Origin of the sequence: Kribbella sp. NPDC051587, from assembly GCF_044453945.1 — a bacterium.
Lineage (GTDB): Bacteria > Actinomycetota > Actinomycetes > Propionibacteriales > Kribbellaceae > Kribbella.
On the sequence record NZ_JBITDE010000005.1, the window covers coordinates 493166 to 512075 of the forward strand.

Consider the following 18910-nt stretch of genomic DNA (forward strand, 5'->3'; position numbering starts at 1 on the left):
CGTTTCCGTAGCTGGTTGACCTACTCGCTCCACGAGCTGCCGATCGGCGTACTGGACGGGCCTGATGGGGCCAGCGCGGCCGCTTGTGAGGAGATGCTGGCGAGGCTCGAGGAGTTCGCTCGGCTGTGCGCGCGGCTCGGATTGGACGATCACCAGGAGTTCATCGCCGCCTGCCGGTGGCATTTCGAGCACTATCCGCACTATCTCGGTCGGCGGCGGCATTTTGCCGACTACGAGACATACACGCGGGATCGCCACGGACCGGTGGAGGTCGGCGGTCCGCCCAATCCGCCGCGGTGGCTGAGCAGGTAGGTGGCGTCGGAGGAGGCTGGTATGGCGTACCGTCCGTCAGGTGACCATTGATGCGTGGACCTTCTACGAGCAGTACGCCGAATCAGACAGGTCCTCGCTGAGCGAGCGTGAGCGACAGGTGCTTGCTGTGTGTGACTTCCGGCAGGAGGTCAACTCGGGCGGGTTCGACTCGTACTTCCGCTACAACGGCGGGGACACCGCACTGACCGCGATGACGGCGCTCCCCCGGCTGCTCGGGAGCCCGTGGGCCGCCCTGTTCGGTGAGGCGGTGGCGTTGCTGGGCGTGCCCTATCCGCGAAGCTCCGACGAGCGGGCCGAGAAGATCGACAACGAGTCCCTCGACGACATCCTGGCTGAGCTCGACGCGCGCTTCCGCACGCTCGAGGCCGCCGGCAACGCCGACGCGAAACTCACCGAGGCGCTCAGCTCCTAACGGTTGTCGCCACTGCCGCCGAGCGCCGCTCGCTGCTGCCGGTCGGCCAGCTTCGCAATGTTGCGCTGGGCAACATCCTCGAGCGGTACGTCGAAGTGGTCCGCGATCACGGCGACGTACCAGAGCACGTCGCCCAGCTCCTTGGTCAGATCCTCGACATCCCACTGCGCGAAGTCGCTGTCCCGGTCGCGAATGACCTTCTTGGCCTTCTCCGCGATCTCCCCGGTCTCACCGACCAGCCCGAGCAGCAGATGGAACAGCTCGTTCTTCTTGTCCTTGGGAGCAGCGGTGCGCAGCGCTGCCTGCTGATAGGTGTTGAGGTCCACCCGGCAACTCTAGGACCCTCGTTTGAGGGTTCCGCGGACCTGCGGGTCTTCGATGTAGTAGCGCAGCTGGCCGTCCTGCAGGATCAGGGTGATCGAGATCGTCTGGATGCAGGTTGTGCCGCCGTCGATCAGTTCGGTGACGCGGATGCTGTTCGCCGTACCGCTCTCCAGCCGCCAGATTCCCTGGCATTGCAGTTCCGGATACTCCACTGTCCCGAGGCTGTCGCCGACCGCACCAGACGTGACGGTGGCGATCACGCTGTAAGGCTTGCTGCCGCTCTGGTCGATCGGACCGCGCCAGGTGCCGACAAAGCCCTTAGGCACCCGGTACGGCGTTGCCGCGGCGATCGTGGTGACGGGCGCTTTCGTGGTGACCTGAGGAGGCGGCGTGATGACCTGAGGAGGCGGCGTGATCGGACCCGTCGTGATGACCTGAGCCGGTGGAGTGCTGACGGCTGTACCTGGTGTGGCGACCGGCTTTGCGTCGTTGTGGGCGACCACCGTCCCGATCACTGCGATGACGACGCCCGCGATCGTGGCCCAGCTGGCCCAGTACCCAACTCCCCGGCGCTCCGGACCCAATCCTGGATGCATACCTGCCAGCCCCCTGCCCCGATCGGCGGACGCCAGGCGTCAGCCGATCTCCCCTGCGCACAGCGCGTCCACACGTTCCCCAACGCTCGACGCTGTCCGCTCCTTGCCCGTGTATCGCGAGAGCGGCGGCAGCGTTACTGAACGCAGTAATCCGTCGGTGCTGACATGCCGTGGTGTTGCGGGAGGGGAGGCGGGCTGTTGTGCTGGAGCGGGGAGGGGGTGGGGTGTCGTGCGGGTGCGGGAGTGGCTGGGGTGGATGCTGCGCGTCTGCCGGACTCTGGGGGTGGAGTCGAGTTACCGGAATCGGTCGGTGTTTGCGCGGGCCTGGCCGGATGGGGAGCGGGTTCCGGCGGTACATGTGTCGACCATTCAGCGGTGGGAGAGCGGTCTGGTGCTGGTGCCGCGTGAGGCGCTGAAACGGTATGAGGAGCTGCTGCGGCTGCCGACTGGGCAGCTGACGGCGATGTATGACCTGCTGCCCGGGCTCACGCGACACTCGCGGCTCCTGCCGGTTGCGGCTGGCGATCTGGGGCAGCTGACGGCGCACGGGAGCAGGGCCGGTGTGCTGCTGGATCAGGTGTGTTCTGAGGCGGCTGTGACCGGGGCTGAGTGGGATGAGCTGACCGGACTGCTCGCTCAGTGGCCGGCTGCGTTTCTGCCGCCGCGCATGTGGGAGTCGATGGCTCAGCGCTTGCTGATGGAGATGCTGGTCGCTGACGGTACCTCCTGGGCCCAGCGGTACGAGGCCCTCTCCCGTCTGTTCAACCACCCCACCGGCGGTACGGCGGCCATTGACGCGTGCACCTCCGCTGCCGGGCTCCGCCACCACCAGGCGATGACGTCCACGGTCGCGGCGCTCGGGGCGAGCGATCACACCGACTCGATCACCGCACTGGTCTCGCAGGTGCACAACCCCACCAACGACCGGGCGCTGACTGGAGCGGTCGCCGGGCTGGCCGAGACGGTCTGGCGCGGCCGGCTCAACACGGCGCAACGCACCGAGGTGATGTCCGTGCTCCAGCCGCTGTCGGGTTCCGGCGACCCTCTGGACATCTGGTCCACCGAGATCGTGGAAAGGCTGACGACAAAGCAGCCGGTACGGCGTACGCCCGGGCCGGCGCCGGATGACCAGCGACGGCATGTGGTCGACCGGGTGACCAGCCGCGCGATCGCGCGATTCGACAGCCCGGGCGATGACGAGGAGCTCCGTGAGCTGGTCCATTGCCTGCTGTTCCATCGCAACCCGGACATCCAGCTCGCAGCCTCGTTCACGCTCGCGGCAACGCCGTACCGGCATCCCTTGGCTGCGGCTCTGAGGCAGGAGCTCACCGGCGCTTTGGCAGGGCCTTCCGGCTGGAGTACGACGGTTCTGTCCGCGCTCCGGGCGCTCGGTGGCGAGCCAGAGCTGCGCCTGGCTGAGCGGATCGTGACGGCGACTGGGATTCCCGCGGAGACGGTGCGGGTGGCCGCGTTTGCCATTGCTCACCTCGGTGATGGCACACCGCTCAGCTGGTGGCTGAACGCGCTCACCCAGCGGCTAGCTGCGGTGTCGGGTCCGGCCGACCTAGAGATCCTGCGGGGCCTCGCCTACAGCGCAGGCATCACCGGACAGCGCGCAGTCCTCGAGCAGATGCTGGCCGACCCGCGTACCCCGTTCGACTCCCGAGCTGCGGCGATGTGGTGGCTTGACCTGCCCCCGCACGTTCTGACCAGCGTGCACAGTTATTCGCGCGACGGAGACACGGACGGCCAGGCATGATCGCCGAGTGGAGTCCGAAGAAGTTCTGACCGGTGGAAACGTCGCTGCGGAGGTTGTGCGGGTCGGTGAGACGGTACGGAAGCCTGCTCTACGGCAGACGGCTGGAGTGGAGGCAGTGCTCGAACACCTTGCTGACAAGGAGTTTGCGCCACGCACGCTGGGCCGGGACGAGCGTGGGCGCCACGTGCTCGAGTACATACCGGGAGCGCTGGCCGACACGTTGCCTTCACTGTCGTTGGACGAGCTGCAACGGCTTGGCCGACTGATCCGGGAGCTGCACGACACCATGGCGCAGTTTGACCCACCAGCCGACGCGGAGTGGCACGTGGCAGTCCCTGACCCAGCGGGTGGGGACCTGATCTGCCATAACGACCTGGCGCCCTGGAACCTGGTCCGCAACGGCGACCACTGGGTCTTCATCGACTGGGACAACGCAGGTCCCGCCACTCGGCTCTGGGACCTCGGGTACGCCGCTACTGGGTTCATACCGTTCGTGCCGGATGGCGACGTACAGGTGGATGCCCCGCGCCTCCGTGCACTGGTAGACGGCTACGGTCTCGACGACGAGCAGCGCCGGGCGCTCCCGGCGCAGATTGCCGCACACACCCGAGGCATGTACAACCTGCTGGTCGACGGCCACCGAGCCGGCGAGCAACCGTGGGCCCGCCTCTACACCGAAGGCCACGGCGACTACTGGGGGCCGGCCGCGTCGTACATCGAACAGAACCACGACGCCTGGGTCGCCGCCCTGCTCTGACAACGCGAAGGGCCCAGGCAGACCGCGTCTGCCTGGGCCCTGGATGAGGTCAGCGGCCCCAGCCCTTCTTGGCCTCCTTCTTGGTGCGGTCGTCGTCCCAGCGACCGCCCTTGGCCTCGATGTTCTTGGCCGCCTTCAGGTGACCCGTCTCTTCGAGCCGCGGAACGACCTTCGATTGAGCACGGTAGAGCTCCGCCGCCTTCGCCGCAGCAGCCTCGTCCTTACGTGCCTGCCGGTCTTCAGCGCTCATGTTCACTCCTATGCGATTCGAGGAGAGGCCGCCCGTGGCCTCGTCGTCAACAGCTTCTCTCGCCCAAGGTTCACCAACCCCTGGCGAACCGGCGATGGACCTACGACGCTCCGCTGCCACCGCCGGTTCCACGGTTATTTCAGCGGGAAGGCGTTGATGATGGTCTGGTCCACCTTGTTGCCCGAGGCATCGGATGCGGTGGCTCTGAGCGAGACCGAGCCGGCGCCGGCGGGGTGCTTGAGGAGGGTGAAGGTTCTGCCGGCGGCGGTGTAGAACTTGGCGGGTTGCCAGGTGGTACCGCCGTCGTGGGAGACGGACAGGGAGTTGAGGCGCGCGGTGGCGCCGGCGTTGTGGTCGAGGAAGATCGGGACCAGCGTGGGGAGCTTGGCCGAGGCGTTCCGCGGTGGGGCGAAGCGGACAGCCACCAGAGGCAGTGGGGCCGGATCGGCGCCGGTGACGGTGTCGGAGTGGAAGGTCCAGTCGGCGAGGATGCGCGAGGACAGTGGGTTGTCTCGGGTGGCCTCAGTGTGGAGCTGGTACGTCGCTGGGCCGGCCGGGACCGCGGTGTCTTCCAGGTAGCCCGGGAAGTCGTAGGTCGCGACCTGCTTGCCGTCGCGCGTGAGGACGGTGGTGCCAGTGGCCATGGCGTAGCCGTAGTTGCCGGGGTTCTGGTCGGAGTAGAGCGGGATGTTGATCCGCACCAGGTCGCGGAACCGACCGGCGGACTCCACGCTGTCGGCGAACGACGGCAGGCCGGGGCCGAAGACCGGGAGGCCCCAGTGCTCGGTCACGGTCCGCCGGCGCTCGTACTTGCGCGGCGTACTGACGCTCTGGTTCGCGAAACCACGCCAGTCCTCAGGGTCTGTGGTCTCGACGAAGCTCTGGTACCACTCCGTGCCCGGCGAGTAGAACTCGTCCAGCGTGAAGGGCAGTGGCCTGGTGATGCCGCCGTCGCGGATGCCGTACGTACCGGGCTTGCTGCCGGTGTGATCCGAACGCACGTGAGCCAGGGAGCTGTCACGGACGCGGTGCACGAGTGTGGCCGGCACCTTGCCGAGGTCGTTGCGCTCCAACTGGTAGAGGTAGCTGGAGTTGGTCGGCGCTGCCTTCACCTCGAGCGTCAGGAACCGGAACGCGTCGGGAGCCGCAGTGGTCCGGCTCGGGATCACGAACGATCCGTCGAAGTTGGGCATGATCGCGGTCATCCCGGTCGACTCGTTGCCGCCCCAGGCGGTGTCCCGCGCGAACCCGTACGCCGCCGTCGACGAGACCGCGTCCTTCTGGTCGACCTGGAAGCCGACCGGTACGCCGGTCCGTGCGTCGACGGTCAGCTCGGTCGGCTTGTCGATGGTGACCGTGGGCTCGCCCAGGTCCGCCAGCTTGGTCCCGTCCTCGGTACCGATGTTGGCCTCGAAGTAGTGCTGCCCCTTCGCCACCCGGACGGTCGTCGTACTGCCCGATCCCTCGTCCGGAAGGACCGCGTGCGGCAGGTTCAGGTCGACGAACCGGAATCCGTACAGCGTGGTCGGCTGACCGTCGAACCCGACGAAGCTGACCTTGACGTCGTAGCTCTCCACCTCACGCGTGACCGCGATCGGCGTCCGGAGCGAACCGGCGGAGATCACGCCGCTGTAGGCACCATCCGCACCCGGTACGGCGGTGTTGGTGGTGACCGTCGTGGTCGCCTGGCCGCCGGCCGGGATGGTCAGTGAAGCCGGCGAGACCGTGAACATGCCTGCCGGAGCGGCCTTGCCGTCCGGACCCGTCACCGACGCGCTCAGGTCCAGCGTGACCGGAGCCGTGCCGGAGTTGGTGTACGTGACCTCGCGACTGATCGGCTTGTCGTCGTTGTGCGGCCAGCGGACGATGCCGTTGCTGATGCTGCCCACCGAGGCGCGCACCGTCGACTTCACCACCGCGGCCACGTCGACCCGGCCGGCGCCCTGCTCGAAGACAGTGAGCTTCGGGTTCACCTTCGCCGTACCCATCAGGGCGGCCTTCAGCTCAGCGGCCTTCCAGTCCGGGTGCTGCTGCGCCAGGATCGCGGCCGCACCAGCAGTGTGCGGCGCGGCCATCGACGTACCGGACAGCTGTAGGTGATCCGGACCGATGTTCGGGTACATGCCAGCGAGGACGCTGTCCTTCGCCTTGGCCGCAACGATGTCGACGCCGGGGGCGGTGATGTCCGGCTTGATCGCATCGTCCAGCCAGCGCGGACCACGGCTGGAGAAGTCGGCCAGGTTCTCGTCGTGGTCGACGGCACCTACGGTCAGTGCAGCGTCGGCCGAGGCCGGGCTGCCCGGCGTACCGCCACTGTTCCCGGCGGCGACCACGAAGAGCGTGCCCGTCTCGGCTGTGAGCCGGTTGACCGCCTGCGACAGCACATCGCTGCCGTCACTCGGCCAGTCGGAGCCGAAGCTCATGTTGACCACCTTGGCGCCGGAGTGCGCGGCCCACTCCATCCCGGCGATGATGCCGGAGTCGTAGCCGCCGCCCTCGTCGTCGAGCACCTTGCCGTTCAGCAGCTTCGTGTCCGGCGCGACGCCGCGGTAGACCTCGTCCTCCCCGGTCACGATCGAGGCGACGTGCGTACCGTGGCCGAACTTGTCCGCCGTACCGCTCGCGCTCTCGGTGAAGTCCTTGGCCGCGACGACCGCGTCCTTCAGGTCGTCATGCGTGGTGTCGATCCCGGTGTCCAGTACGGCGACCTGGGTCCCCTTGCCGGTCAGTCCGCTCTTCCACGCCTCCGGTGCGCCGATCTGCGGCACGCTCTTGTCCAGGAACGCCCGCACCGGCCCGTCCAGCCGGATCCACTGCTTCCCCTTGGCACGGAGCGCCGTACGGGCACCAGTCCAGTACGGCGTTGCCTTGCCGACCCGGATCGCCGTACCGCCGACGCTGGTCAGGCTGCGGGCGTGGCCGGCGCCGGACCGCAGTGCCGCCGGACCGCTGACGATCAACGGGATGTCGGAGCGCGCCTTGTCGCCGTACCCGTTCTTGAGCAGTTGGGTGACGTTGAACAGCCGCGCATCCAGTTCACCGGACCGCACTGCGGCCTCGGCGTCCAGCGGGAGCACGGTGAGGTCACCGTTGATCTCCTTGCGCTGGATGAACTTCACGTTCTCCCGGCCCTTGGCCGGTCGTATCTTGGCCGGCTGGTCGCCGTGCAGCGTGACCAGGTCGCCGGTGATCAGCGTGATCTCGCCGGAGACCCCGCGGCCGGACGGCTTCTCCGCCGTCGGTCTGGGGCCTGCCAACGGTTCCCCCGCGGCCGCCGTACTGGCGAGCATTGTGCTGCCGGTAGCCAGCACGGCCAGGGCAGTCACGGCGAGACGAGTACGTCTCTTCCTCATTGCACCTCCACTGAGTCCTCACAGATGGGTGGTCATAGAGGTGTATGTCCGGGGGATGCGAAAAGTTGACTGCCTGGGCGCATTCGATAGTCGTCGAATCGGTCTTAGGAAGGATTGACGTCCTTCACGAACACGATTCCGTCGATGCTGGACAGGTGGTCCGGGTGCAGAGCGGCGTACCCGAACCAGGGCGAGACTCTGGGCTTCAGGGGACCAGTGAGGGTGCTGGGGTCGATCAGCTGGTGGTCCTGCGCGTAGAGGACGCCTTCGATGGTGTCGGCGGGCGGAGTGCCGACTTCGTGGTGATGCATCGTGCCGAGTGCTGTGGCGAAGAACGCATAGTCCTGGCCGAGGTGTGCGTTGACCAGTGCGCCTGCACTCCACCAGTGGTGGTTGGCGCCTGCCATGTTCAGAGTGCTCTGCTCTCGCTGCAGATGAGAGTTGTGAGCGAACACCAACGTCGGAGCGCGGTCCACGAGGTCCAGCAGGTTGGCCGCCATCATCGAGTCCCGCTGCGCGAGCAGCCGCGCGATGCGGCGCGGTGAGGTGTCAGCCATCCAGTAGTGGTAGCGCAGCAGGCCAGTGGCGGTGCGCGCATAGAGGCGGGCGCGGTTCCACTCTTCGCGGGAGGAGGCGGCGATCAGGTACGGCGTCTGGGTGTCGACCAAGGCGGTGAGCTCACCCGCGAGCCACTGCAGGTACTCGGCCTCATCCGTCCGGCCGATCGACTGATCTGGTTCATACATGATGGCTGGGTTGGTCCAGCGCTCGTCCGAACCGAGCAGGTCGTCGAGAGCGTCCGCCGTACAAGGCAACAGGTCAGCCTCGAGCCAGTTCGAGAGGTAGGTGTGCAGAGTGGTGAGCGCATGACGCGGACTCTCCGGACCGCTGATCTCCAACGGCCCGTCGAACCCGGCAAACCGCACCGGCTCTTCCGGCGTCTCGTTGTAAGAGCGCATCCACTGCACCAACTGGCGATTCCCCTCCAGCCCACCCCACTCATGGCTGAACCCCCGCTTCATCACCTCATCAAGTTCCCCCACCCCTGACGTCACATAGTCGTCCACCACCAACCCCACCAAGCAGTCGGACTCCAACGCGATCGCCCGATACCCCTCCTCCACCACCAACTCCTGGAAGAGTTCATTACGCAGATAGAGCAGCTGATTCTCCTGATGCGTCGGCTCCCCCAACGCCAGCAGTCGCGGCCTGTTCGCAAGCAACCCCAGTACGCCATTCATAACTTCAACTTTATCGTTGAATCATTTCATTGAACCTTTACTCCAACATCCAGCGTCACCATCGAGAGAAAGCTTAAATACCCGGGGCGATCACGAGCGTGGGGCGTGGTGCGGCAGGTGGGGTACTACGTGTCCTTCGCGACCGATCTTCAGTTGTTGACGAGGGCTTGGAACATGCCGGGCTGGTAGGAGCCGGCGGGGGTTTGGGCGATGACGTTCATGCGGTTGGCGGCGTTGATGACGCCTACCAGGGTGATCAGGGCGGCGAGTTGTTCGTCGTCGAAGTGTTCGCTGACGGCTGCCCAGGTGGCGTCGCTGACGCCTTGGTGGTGGTCGGCCAGGCGGGTGCCTTCTTCGGTGAAGGCGAGGGCGGCGCGTTCGGCGGGGGTGTAGATGGTGGCTTCGCGCCAGGCGGCGACCAGGTGCAGGCGCTGGGGGTCCTCGCCGGCGGCGGTGGCGTCCTTGGTGTGCATATCGAGGCAGAAGCCGCAGCCGTTGATCTGGCTGGCGCGGATGTTGACCAGCTCCTTGACGGTGCCGGGGAGGGTGGAGTGCTCGATCAGCATCGCCAGGCCGGCGAACCGCTTGCTGAGCTTGCCGCCGAGTTCGGTCTCCATCAGGTTGATGCGCATCGGGGTGGTTCCTCTCGTATCTGTCGGTTGTGCTCACAAGATGCGCGCCGGGCCGGATCCGTGACAGGCTACGGATGTGACGAGGCCCACTGTCACGAGATCGTGGTGACCGGTGTCTGTTGGGCGACCCGACCATTGGAGGAGACGGCCATGGACCCCGCGACCGAATCGTTCGTTGCCCATCGCAACCTGCTGTTCACGATCGCGTACGAGCTGCTGGGTTCGGCGGCGGATGCCGAGGACGTGCTGCAGGAGACGTGGCTGCGCTGGGTCGGGGTCGAGCTGGAGACCGTCCGCGACCACCGTGCGTACCTGATCCGGATCACCAGCCGCCAGGCCCTCAACCGGCTGCGGACGGTCGGGCGGCAGCGCGAGACGTACGTCGGTCAGTGGTTGCCCGAGCCGCTGCTCACCACGCCGGACGTGGCGGAGGACGTCGAGCTGGCCGACAGTGTCTCGATGGCGATGCTCCTGGTCCTGGAGACGCTCAAACCGACCGAGCGTGCCGTCTTCGTGCTCCGTGATGTCTTCGCTCTCGAGTACGACGAGATCGCGCAGGCGGTCGAGAAGTCACCGGAGGCGGTCCGTCAGATCGCCCACCGGGCCCGGTCACACGTGGCTGCCCGCCGACCGCGCGGAGTGGTGTCGCCGACCGAGGCGAAGGGTGCGCTGTCCGCGTTCCGTCGAGCTGTGGAGACAGGCGACATTCAGAGCTTCCTGGACATGCTCGCTCCGGACGTGGTGCTCATCGGCGACGGTGGTGGGGTCAAGCAGGCAGTCCTCAACCCGATCGTCGGCGCCGAACGCGTCGGCCGCATCCTCAGCACGGGCATCCCCCGGTACGTCGGCGCTCTCACCACCGAGCTCATCCACCTGAACGGCGCTCCCGGCCTGCTCCTGCGCCTGGACGGTGAGATCGAACAGGTGATGGCCTTCCACATGCTCGACGGTCAGATCACCGGCATGTACGTCGTCCGCAACCCCAACAAGCTGGAGCGCCTCGAGCAGGAGACCACCCTGCTCCGCTAGTCACTCCGCCGCGATCGCAGCCTTGATGGCGGCGCCCAACTGCTCGTCGTCACCGGCCCGCCACTCATGGCCGGCCGGACAGGCCCACTGGTCGTGGTCAGGCACCATCACACACCCAGCGAGCCGCACCCGTCCTGCCGACGCCGCGCGCATCGCAGCCTGCGTCGGCAGCCCGTACAGAATCGGCACGCCCGTCTCACCACACACAGGACACGCCGGACCCGCAGAAACTCCCATGCGCCCAGCGTACGACGCTGCGTAGGCTCACCGAATGAAGTTCCCGGAGACACTGTCGGCTGAGCGACGGACGCTGATCGAGGACGCGGCCGCAAAGCTTCAGCGCGAGTACGGCGCCGGTTTCCTCGGCATGGTGTTGTCAGGGTCGGCCGGACGTGGGCTGGAGACAGAACGCTCCGATCTGGACGTCATCGTGGTGGTAACGCCGGAACTGGTGCAGCGACCGTTACGACGGGACACCGAACTGGAGTTGCTGCCGGTCACGCTTGAGCACCTGGAGACGCTGGCGACCTTCGGGGACGACCAGTGGGGCTATCGCTGGTCGTATGCGTGGGCACCGACCCTGCTCGACACCACGGGCGGGCGGATCGAGGCGGCGATCGAGCGGCAGGGGAGGCTGCGCCCTGAGGAGGCGGTCGCGCTTCTGGAGCAGCGGTTGGACGCGTGGATCAACCTGGCCTACCGCTCACTCAAGTCGGCGCGCGACGGCAATCTGCTCGCGGCCCGGATGGACGCAGCTGAGGCGATCACTCCGTTCCGGGACGTGGTGTTCGCGCTCGACGGTCAGGTCCGGCCCTACAGCAAGTACCTGAGCTGGGCACTGCACCATCACCCGCTCCAGAGCTGGCCAACCGCCGTACTGCTGGAGACGATCGAGCACTACCTCACCGGCAACCCCGAGGTCATCAGACAAAGCCTCAAGAAGGTGCAAGAGTCTGAACTACCCATTGTCCAGGAGACCTTCGACGGTTGGGCAGCCGAGCAGTACGACGCGCTACGGCGCTAGCGGCAACGCGTCGTACCAGATGTCGCCCATCTTCAGGAAGCCTGCGTCGGTCGGGTGCAGCTTGTCCGACGAGATGTCCGACAGCGACATGCGCGCGTTCAGATCCACAAACCGCACGTCGGCACCCGTAGCGTGCACTGCAGCAACCACTCCAGGGATAGCCGCGTTGTAGGCGTTGACGCGCTCGTTCAGCCCGGCATCGGGCGACGGCACGATCGAAGCGACCAGAACCGTTACCCCAGGCACCTTCTGCGTGATGCGCTCGACGAGGTCCTGGAGCCGCGCAGGTGCGTTCGGCAGGTCAGTGGCCTGTACGACGTCGTTGGTGCCGATGTGGAGTAGCACGTACCGCGGCCTGTTCAGGAGCAGCCAGTAGTCGATCCACGAACGCAGCTCGTCGATCCGCATCCCCGGGTGACCCTCACTGTCCCGGTCCGGGAGATTGCCCCAGTGGACCGAGCCCACGAAGTCCACCCGGGGCTCGTGGTCTTGGTAGTGCTGCCACAGCGAGGTGCGATAGCTGACCCCGGACTCGGGGTTGCCATAGGTGATCGAGTCACCCAGCGGCATCACCCGCACGCCGCCTGCTGACGGAACCGCCGGCCCGACCAGCAGCACGGCCGCGAGCACCAAGGGCACGGCCAGCAGTCGACGCTTCACGGAACCAAACGTTAGACCAGCGTTGCCACCGAGGTTGAAAAGTAGCTCCGCTGTACCCACCCAAGGGGCCGTCATCAGTCCCGGTGAGTACAGCGCAGCCGCCCTAGTTAGTTGGCTTCCTTGGTCGCCCAGTAGTGCCATTGGGGGGACGCGACCGGGGAACGGGTCAGGCCGTCCGGCCAGGTGGCCGGCAGGTCGTGACTCCGTGCCGCGTACAACGTCACCTCCGATGCGCTGCGGTCCCCGCGGACTGCGACGCGTGCGGCGGTTTCGGCGCGCATGTCGGCCAGGTAGTGGATGGCAGGCAGGAACTCCGCGCTCAGCCGCGGGCTGAGTCGTCCGACCGGTTCGTCGTCGAGACGGATCTCGACCACGTTCCGCGGCCGGTCCTGGATGCTGTCCTCCTCCTCGATCGCATGCATGGTGGCGTAGGCCCAGCACTCGCCTTCCGCGCGGAAGAACGGGACCAGGATCTCCGGATGCACCTCACTGCCCGGTACGACGATGCCGCTGCCGGGTGGTAGCAGGTGGAAGCTCCCCGGCGGGGGCAGGTTCACCGGGACGAGCATGTGCGGCTGGCCCAGGGCCACCGCGACGCTGGCGTGGAACTCCGTGCCGTCTTCGTCCTTACCGAGCCAGTCGGCCGGCTCCCACTCACTGACCCACAGGTGGCACGGCACCTGCGGTTGCAGTCCTTGGGCCACCAGCTCCGAAAGCACCGGGTGGTAGCGATGTGCGTCGTCCCTCGGCAAGTAGCCGACAACCTTCCCCTGCACGCGGACTGCGATCGATCGGGGGTCGAAACGGTTGTGCGGTTCCGGGACCAGGTCCGCCTCGGTGTCCAGATCTGCGCCGCGTGCCGGGATGGGATCAGGGAACAGGCTGCGAATCGCCTGCTCGTGCGGAGCCTCCCGCACGACTTCCTGACCGCACCACAGTGCATCGCCCCACAGACTGAACGGAATCAGTTCCATATGTGCCCTCCAGTCCCCGCTGACCGGTTTACTCGGCTCATCCCGTCCAGAGGCCTGGCCGTTACACCGAGTGAGCGTATGAAAACTAGACTGCCCCGTGAAGGGCCGTTTCACGCATGGAATCAGGCTCTGTTGTGCAACGGTAGCCGTGCGTCCGTACTGTGGACGGAGATCGTCTTGTGCAGCGAGCGAAACGGCGTAGATCGTGCAGATGCACGGGAAGGAACGTCATGCAGGGCAGTAGTTCAGTCGCTCGATGGACCGGTTCACCAGCTGTCTCACCATCTGTCACGGCGGACTCGATCGAGGCCGCTGTGGAGCGGCTCGACGGCGTCGCGATCAGGACCCCGTTGCAGCGCAATCCGAGGCTTTCCGAGCGCACCGGAGCGCAGATCTGGCTGAAGCGTGAGGACCTGCAGATCGGACGTTCCTACAAGCTGCGCGGGGCCTACAACCTGGTCTCCCAGCTCGATGAAGCGGTCAAGTCCGCCGGGGTCGTCTGCGCCAGTGCGGGCAACCATGGGCAGGGCTTGGCATATTCGTGCCACACGCTCGGTGTGCACGGAAAAGTTTTCGTTCCGAGGACGACTCCGCGCCAGAAACGGGACCGGATCGCCGCCCTGGGCGGCAAACAGATCCAGGTGATCGTGACCGGCGACACGTACGACGACGCTGCCGCGGCCGCGCTCGCGGATGCGGAAGCGACCGGCGCGACCATGGTTCCGGCCTTCGACGACCCGCGGACCGTGGCCGGCCAAGGCACGGTTGCCGTCGAGATCGTGCAGCAGCTCGGCCAGGCCCCCGACGTACTGGTGGTTCCGGTCGGCGGCGGTGGGCTCGTGGCGGGTGTCGCGAGTTGGCTGGCCGCTCGGCATCCCGGCGTACGGATCGTTGGGGTGGAGCCGGCTGGTGCCGCGAGCATGGCGGCTGCGTTGGCTGCTGGTGAACCGGTGACGTTGCCGCAGCTGGACAGCTTCGTCGACGGCGCGGCGGTACGGCGAGTTGGCGACGTCACGCTGCCTCTGGTGGCCGGCGCCGGGGTCGAGATGCTGTCAGTACCCGAAGGTCTGGTCTGCAGCGAGATGCTCGAGCTGTACCAGGTCGACGGCCTGATCGCCGAGCCCGCAGGCGCTTTGTCGACAAGTGCCCTGGGCAACGGTTTGACCGTGCGGCCCGGTGAGACAGTCGTTTGTCTGCTCTCCGGCGGGAACAACGATGTCAGCCGGTACAGCGAGATCCTCGAGCGGTCGCTGGTCTACGAAGGGCTCAAGCACTACTTCCTGGTCACGTTCCCGCAGGAACCCGGCGCGCTGCGCCAGTTCCTGGACGGGGTGCTCGGACCGGACGACGACATCGCCCTGTTCGAGTACGTGAAGCGCAACAACCGGGAGACCGGCGTTGCGCTGGTCGGGATCGAGATCAGCCGGGCCAGTGACCTGGACGGTCTGCTGGCCCGGATGGACGCTGCACCCCTCGACATCGAGCGGATCGATCCGAACTCCCCCGAGTTCAGGTATTTGATCTGACCCCGCCGCAGACCTCACTCCACGGCGGGATCAGACCGCCTCACAACCCCGTGTGCTTGGGACGTCGCGGGTCGTCCGGGTGGTTCCCGTCCGCCCAATGATTGTCGGCGTCTTCCTGGGTGCGGGCAACGTTCGGTACGTCACCCGCGTGCGGCATGTTGCCTTCTTCGGCCCCGTTGGTCGGCATCTTGCTGACTGCCTCGGTGTGGTGCTGGTCGGCCTCGCGGTCCGCGTCCTTGGCGGCCTCACGACGCTCGGTCGCACCGGCGGCGAGCCGACGGGCCTCAGCAGCCTTCTCCTCGGACTCGGCCTGGGCACGCTTGGCGCGGGCCTCGACCTCGTCGGCGGCCGCGTGCTGACGCTCGGCGTGGGCCGCGGCGATCCGGGATTCCTGTTCCTTGTCGTAGGCGTCCTGGCGATCCTGCTCGTCCTGCTGCCGCTGGTGCTCCTCACGACGCTTGGCCGACGTCTTGTTCGCACCTGCGAGCAGTGCGACCAGGATGACGATGACGGCGAGCGCGACGACGATCCAGAGGACGGTCATTCCGTCCATGGGTTCCTCCTCAGTCCGGGGTTCAGCCTCCGGTACCCGCCGCGACACCTGCTAACCAGCCCGGACCAGGAAGTGGTAGGTGCCTGAGGCAACATTCACGGCCACCGTCGAACCTTCATCAAACGCTTGCGATACATGCCGCCCGCTCTCCGTCACCAGCGACGGATCCGCAGCCGGCAGCCGAACCGTGGCGGTCGAGTTGGCCGGCACCGTCACCTCCAGCTGCAGACCACGCGCGGTGGTCTTCCAGTTACTGACCACCTGCCCGTACGGCGTCTCGAGCGCGAAGTCGGCCTTGGTGATCCCCACCCCCGGCGTCGGCGCGATCAGCACCTTGCGATAGCCCGGCTCGGCCGCCGAAACCCCGGCCAGCGTGCGATACATCCACTCGCCGACAGCGCCGTACGCGTAGTGGTTGAAGGAGTTCATGCCCACGTCGTTGAAGGTGCCGTCCGGGTTGATCGAGTTCCAGCGCTCCCACACCGTCGTCGCGCCCTTGCCGATCTCGTAGCCCCACGACGGGTACGACGTGTTCTGCAACAGCTTGTAGGCAAGGTCCGAGCGCCCGACCTTGGTCAGTACCGGCAGCAACCCGTCCACCCCGAGGAAGCCGGTGGACAAGTGCGTGTCCCGGCGCAGGATGGTGTTCGCGAAGTGCTCGCCGGACTTCGTGACATCGGGGATCAGGTCGTTGGTGAAGCCGAGGATGTAGCCGGTCTGGCTGTCCGCACCGACCTTCCCGTCCCCGGCAACGAACCGAGCGATCCACGCGGCCCGGACGTCGTCGTACAGCTTCCGGTACTTCGTTTCGTCCGCGCTGTTCCCGATGGCCGCAGCCATCTGGCTGAGCTGGCGGGCACCCTTGGCCATGAACGCCGTACCGATCAGGTCACCGGGCGTCGGGTCGTCCAGGTTCAGCCAGTCACCGTAGTCGCCGCCACCACGGATCAGACCGGGTGAGTGCGAGGCCAGGTAGTCGACGTACCGAGTCATGGAGGCGTAGTGCTGGCGGATCACGTTGGTGTCGCCGTACGCCTGCCAGAGCGTCCAGGGCACGTTCACACCGGCATCTGCCCAGCCGGCGTTCCCGAGGCCACCGTCGAACGAGTTAGGCACAGTCGGCGCGACGCTGGGGTAGGCGCCGTCAGCCGTCTGGCTGTCACGCAGGTCCTGCAGCCACTTGGTCAGGAAGGCTTGTGAGTCCAGGTTGTAGACCGCAGTGCGAGCGAACACATTGATGTCGCCGGTCCAGCCCATCCGCTCGTCACGGGCCGGAGTGTCGGTCGGGATCGACAAGAAGTTGCCCCGCTGACCCCAGACGATGTTGCTGTGCAGCTGGTTCACCAGTGCGGAGTTGGTGTGGAAGCTGGTCGTCTGAGCGCCGTCGGTACCCATCACCACGCCAGTGACCGCAGTGGGCTGCACGCCGCTCACCTCGATGTAGCGGAAGCCGTGGAAGGTGAACCGCGGCTGGTAGGTCTCCAGCTGGGTGGTGGCCAACGTGTAGTGGTCAGTGGCCTTCGCACCACGCAGGTTGTCCGTGTAGAGCGTCCCGTCCGGGTTCAGCACCTCGCCGTACCGGATGGTGACGGTCTGGCCGGGCTGTCCGGTCAGCTTGACGCGTCCGACGCCGACCATGTTCTGTCCGAGGTCGTATAGGTACTTGCCTGGTGTCGGTGACGCAATCGCCTTTGCTGCAAGCGTTTGAGTCACCCGCACCGGCTGGTCGGCCTGCGGAACCAGCAGCGCGGTCGCGCTCGGCCGCAACAACGCGGGCGACCACTCAGACGCCGTACGGCGTGCGTCGTAGCTCTCGCCGTTGAGCAGATCAGCAACCCGTACGGCGCCTGGTGCGGTCTGCCAACTCTGGTCCGTGCCGATCACGTCCGTGGTGCCGTCTGAGTACGTGACGCGCAGTTGGGCGGTCAGTGCGGTCTCACTGCCGTACTTCTGCGATCCGAACATCGCTACGTTGCCGGCGAACCATCCGGTGGACACCTCAGCGCCCAGGACGTTCTGACCGGCGTGCAGCTGCCGGGTGACGTCGTACGTCTGGGACTGGATCCGCAGCCGGTAGTCCGTCCAGCCCGGCGCCAACTGCTGGTCGCCGACCTTCTGACCGTTCAGGCTCAGCTCGTAGACACCCTGCGCGGCTGCGTACATCCGAGCGCGGACGACCTTCTTACCGGCCGGAATCGTCACCGTGCGCTTGAACACCGGCAGCGGCGGACCCGGAAGCCACAGGTCGGTGTTGCCCTTCACCTGCAGGCCGCCTGTCGGCAGCACCGTCCCGTCCGGGAAGGTCTGGTCACCGGCGGCAAAGACTGTGTCGACGAGCTTCTTGCCGGCGCTGTTGGTCACCACCAGGTTGTGCACAACGCCGCTCTCCGCACCGTTGGTGCGGAAGCCCACGATCCCGGCCGCGTTGTGGTCGGACCGCTCGCGCTGGTCGACCTGAACGTCGTCGATCCAGGTGGTGATGGTCTTGCCGGCGACTGTGATGCGCAGATGGTGCTTCTGGCTCAGGTCGACGTTGAGCGGGATCTCACCGAGGACGACGTACCCACCGCCCTGCTGCCGGACATGCGGCCGGAGCTTGTTGCCGTTGACCGTGTTGAGCTGCCACATGTAGCCGACGCCGGCCCGGCCGCGGAAGAAGACGCCCAGTGCGTCCTTGGCGACGGTGACGTCGGCATCGACCGTGTAGTCGGTCCACTCCGCTCCGGGCAGGCTGTCAGCGCCGATCCACTGTCCACTCCAGTCCGACGGCTGCAGCTGCGCAGTCTCGAAGGTGGCGGGGTCGGACCAGCGCGTGGCGCGACCCTGGTCGTCCCAGACCCGGACTGACCAGAAGTACTGCGTGTAAGGCTTCAGCGCGGTACCGGCGTACTCGACCTCGACGGAACGGTCGGAGCGGACCACACCGCTGTCCCAGGCGTCTGGATGAGCCAGCTTTGACGGACTGCTCGCGACGTGGACCTCGTAGCGGCTCTGCGCGACGCCACGGCGGTCGCTGTCGAGCTGCCAGCTCAGCCGGGGCTTGCCGGCCGCGATGCCGAGTGGCTCGCTCAGGGCGTTGGTCTTGAGGTTGTGCACCTGAGGTGCGGGCGTGGCCGATGCGGTGGAGACAGGCATCGCCAGCAGGGCTGCCAGGGCAAGCGCAGCCCAACGAATGTGTCGGGGCATTGCGGGACTCCTCGGTCAGTGGGGCGGAACTGCGGGAGTTCGGGGCGGTTGAGCCGGTCTTAGACCAAGCCGCGGCGGGCGGCCCAGACGATGGCTTCGATGGCGGTACTGAAGCCGAGCCGGTCGCAGATCAAGCGAGTGCGGCGGCGGACAGTCCGTTCGGACAACTGCAACCTGCGCGCCACCGCGTCCATCGGCAAGCCGGTGGCGAGGAGGCGGAGCAGCTGCAAGTCGTCATGGCTGATCTCCCGCGGCGGTACCCGCTGCGGGCGCATTTCCTGGGGGAGGACGGTCATGCGGA

Annotated in this window: 19 protein-coding genes; 7 read left to right on the forward strand and 12 right to left on the reverse strand. The window is 66.8% G+C overall.

All coding sequences use genetic code 11. The features are described 5' to 3' along the window. The first annotated feature begins 15 nt into the window (after positions 1-15). Together ACIA49_RS21575 and ACIA49_RS21580 are read left to right on the forward strand one after the other, a co-directional pair. A complete protein-coding gene (locus ACIA49_RS21575; protein WP_396378975.1) occupies positions 16-312 on the forward strand; it encodes a hypothetical protein in 297 nt (98 codons plus the stop codon). 40 nt (positions 313-352) lie between these two features. Continuing rightward, positions 353-745, forward strand: coding sequence for a DUF4375 domain-containing protein (locus ACIA49_RS21580; RefSeq protein WP_396378976.1), 393 nt, complete (start codon positions 353-355; stop codon positions 743-745). Here the strand turns inward: ACIA49_RS21580 and ACIA49_RS21585 are convergent. Together ACIA49_RS21585 and ACIA49_RS21590 are read right to left on the reverse strand one after the other, a co-directional pair. After that, a complete protein-coding gene (locus ACIA49_RS21585; RefSeq protein ID WP_391547335.1) occupies positions 742-1071 on the reverse strand; it encodes a nucleoside triphosphate pyrophosphohydrolase family protein in 330 nt (109 codons plus the stop codon). The genes ACIA49_RS21580 and ACIA49_RS21585 overlap by 4 nt on opposite strands. A 9-nt stretch (positions 1072-1080) precedes the next feature. Then, on the reverse strand, positions 1081-1665 hold the full coding sequence (locus ACIA49_RS21590; RefSeq protein ID WP_396378977.1) for a hypothetical protein: 585 nt from the start codon (positions 1663-1665) through the stop codon (positions 1081-1083). Between the two features lie 229 nt (positions 1666-1894). On the opposite strand from ACIA49_RS21590, the gene ACIA49_RS21595 reads away from it, so the two are divergent. Next, complete coding sequence (locus tag ACIA49_RS21595; RefSeq protein ID WP_396378978.1) at positions 1895-3424, forward strand: hypothetical protein; 1530 nt, start codon at positions 1895-1897, stop codon at positions 3422-3424. A gap of 7 nt (positions 3425-3431) precedes the next feature. Continuing rightward, positions 3432-4181, forward strand: coding sequence for a phosphotransferase enzyme family protein (locus ACIA49_RS21600; protein ID WP_396378979.1), 750 nt, complete (start codon positions 3432-3434; stop codon positions 4179-4181). Positions 4182-4230: 49 nt separating this feature from the next. On the opposite strand, the gene ACIA49_RS21605 is transcribed toward ACIA49_RS21600, so the two are convergent. From ACIA49_RS21605 to ACIA49_RS21620, 4 genes are all read right to left on the reverse strand, one after another. Beyond that, positions 4231-4431, reverse strand: a complete 201-nt coding sequence (locus ACIA49_RS21605) for a hypothetical protein (protein WP_396378980.1) — start codon at positions 4429-4431, stop codon at positions 4231-4233. 134 nt (positions 4432-4565) lie between these two features. Further along, positions 4566-7784: a S8 family serine peptidase gene (locus ACIA49_RS21610; protein ID WP_396378981.1), complete on the reverse strand. Its 3219-nt coding sequence runs from the start codon at positions 7782-7784 to the stop codon at positions 4566-4568. Positions 7785-7888: 104 nt separating this feature from the next. After that, positions 7889-9025: an erythromycin esterase family protein gene (locus ACIA49_RS21615; RefSeq protein WP_396378982.1), complete on the reverse strand. Its 1137-nt coding sequence runs from the start codon at positions 9023-9025 to the stop codon at positions 7889-7891. 149 nt (positions 9026-9174) lie between these two features. Continuing rightward, positions 9175-9657: a carboxymuconolactone decarboxylase family protein gene (locus tag ACIA49_RS21620; protein ID WP_396378983.1), complete on the reverse strand. Its 483-nt coding sequence runs from the start codon at positions 9655-9657 to the stop codon at positions 9175-9177. Positions 9658-9807: 150 nt separating this feature from the next. On the opposite strand from ACIA49_RS21620, the gene ACIA49_RS21625 reads away from it, so the two are divergent. Continuing rightward, entirely contained in the window at positions 9808-10686 is an 879-nt protein-coding gene (locus tag ACIA49_RS21625) for an RNA polymerase sigma-70 factor (protein ID WP_396378984.1), read from the forward strand. Here ACIA49_RS21625 and ACIA49_RS21630 read toward each other — a convergent pair whose 3' ends face one another. Then, positions 10687-10875 (reverse strand): hypothetical protein, encoded by a 189-nt coding sequence (locus ACIA49_RS21630; RefSeq protein ID WP_396378985.1) that lies wholly within the window; start codon positions 10873-10875, stop codon positions 10687-10689. 82 nt (positions 10876-10957) lie between these two features. Between ACIA49_RS21630 and ACIA49_RS21635 the strand changes: the two genes are divergently transcribed. Further along, entirely contained in the window at positions 10958-11710 is a 753-nt protein-coding gene (locus ACIA49_RS21635) for a nucleotidyltransferase domain-containing protein (RefSeq protein ID WP_396378986.1), read from the forward strand. Here the strand turns inward: ACIA49_RS21635 and ACIA49_RS21640 are convergent. Both ACIA49_RS21640 and ACIA49_RS21645 read right to left on the reverse strand, forming a co-directional pair. Beyond that, on the reverse strand, positions 11699-12370 hold the full coding sequence (locus tag ACIA49_RS21640; protein WP_396378987.1) for an SGNH/GDSL hydrolase family protein: 672 nt from the start codon (positions 12368-12370) through the stop codon (positions 11699-11701). The genes ACIA49_RS21635 and ACIA49_RS21640 overlap by 12 nt on opposite strands. 107 nt (positions 12371-12477) lie before the next feature. Further along, positions 12478-13344 (reverse strand): HIRAN domain-containing protein, encoded by an 867-nt coding sequence (locus tag ACIA49_RS21645; RefSeq protein ID WP_396378988.1) that lies wholly within the window; start codon positions 13342-13344, stop codon positions 12478-12480. 230 nt (positions 13345-13574) lie between these two features. On the opposite strand from ACIA49_RS21645, the gene ilvA reads away from it, so the two are divergent. Then, complete coding sequence (gene ilvA, locus ACIA49_RS21650) at positions 13575-14870, forward strand: threonine ammonia-lyase IlvA (protein ID WP_396378989.1); 1296 nt, start codon at positions 13575-13577, stop codon at positions 14868-14870. Positions 14871-14910: 40 nt separating this feature from the next. Here the strand turns inward: ilvA and ACIA49_RS21655 are convergent, their stop codons facing one another. The 3 genes from ACIA49_RS21655 to ACIA49_RS21665 are packed head-to-tail and all read right to left on the reverse strand — an operon-like array spanning position 14911 to position 18905. Continuing rightward, complete coding sequence (locus ACIA49_RS21655) at positions 14911-15423, reverse strand: hypothetical protein (protein ID WP_396378990.1); 513 nt, start codon at positions 15421-15423, stop codon at positions 14911-14913. A gap of 51 nt (positions 15424-15474) precedes the next feature. Next, complete coding sequence (locus tag ACIA49_RS21660; RefSeq protein WP_396378991.1) at positions 15475-18609, reverse strand: family 78 glycoside hydrolase catalytic domain; 3135 nt, start codon at positions 18607-18609, stop codon at positions 15475-15477. Positions 18610-18668: 59 nt separating this feature from the next. Continuing rightward, positions 18669-18905 carry a helix-turn-helix domain-containing protein gene (locus ACIA49_RS21665; protein ID WP_396378992.1) on the reverse strand — a complete coding sequence of 79 codons (237 nt, stop codon included), beginning with the start codon at positions 18903-18905 and terminating at the stop codon, positions 18669-18671. Positions 18906-18910: the final 5 nt, after the last annotated feature.

Coding starts and splice junctions, on each gene's coding strand:
- ACIA49_RS21590 (WP_396378977.1), bottom strand. CDS start 1,665: ATGCATCCAGGATTGGGTCCGGAGCGCCGGGGAGTTGGGTACTGGGCC.
- ACIA49_RS21605 (WP_396378980.1), bottom strand. CDS start 4,431: ATGAGCGCTGAAGACCGGCAGGCACGTAAGGACGAGGCTGCTGCGGCG.
- ACIA49_RS21610 (WP_396378981.1), bottom strand. CDS start 7,784: ATGAGGAAGAGACGTACTCGTCTCGCCGTGACTGCCCTGGCCGTGCTG.
- ACIA49_RS21615 (WP_396378982.1), bottom strand. CDS start 9,025: ATGAATGGCGTACTGGGGTTGCTTGCGAACAGGCCGCGACTGCTGGCG.
- ACIA49_RS21620 (WP_396378983.1), bottom strand. CDS start 9,657: ATGCGCATCAACCTGATGGAGACCGAACTCGGCGGCAAGCTCAGCAAG.
- ACIA49_RS21625 (WP_396378984.1), top strand. CDS start 9,808: ATGGACCCCGCGACCGAATCGTTCGTTGCCCATCGCAACCTGCTGTTC.
- ACIA49_RS21635 (WP_396378986.1), top strand. CDS start 10,958: ATGAAGTTCCCGGAGACACTGTCGGCTGAGCGACGGACGCTGATCGAG.
- ACIA49_RS21645 (WP_396378988.1), bottom strand. CDS start 13,344: ATGGAACTGATTCCGTTCAGTCTGTGGGGCGATGCACTGTGGTGCGGT.
- ilvA (WP_396378989.1), top strand. CDS start 13,575: ATGCAGGGCAGTAGTTCAGTCGCTCGATGGACCGGTTCACCAGCTGTC.
- ACIA49_RS21655 (WP_396378990.1), bottom strand. CDS start 15,423: ATGGACGGAATGACCGTCCTCTGGATCGTCGTCGCGCTCGCCGTCATC.
- ACIA49_RS21660 (WP_396378991.1), bottom strand. CDS start 18,609: ATGCCCCGACACATTCGTTGGGCTGCGCTTGCCCTGGCAGCCCTGCTG.
- ACIA49_RS21665 (WP_396378992.1), bottom strand. CDS start 18,905: ATGACCGTCCTCCCCCAGGAAATGCGCCCGCAGCGGGTACCGCCGCGG.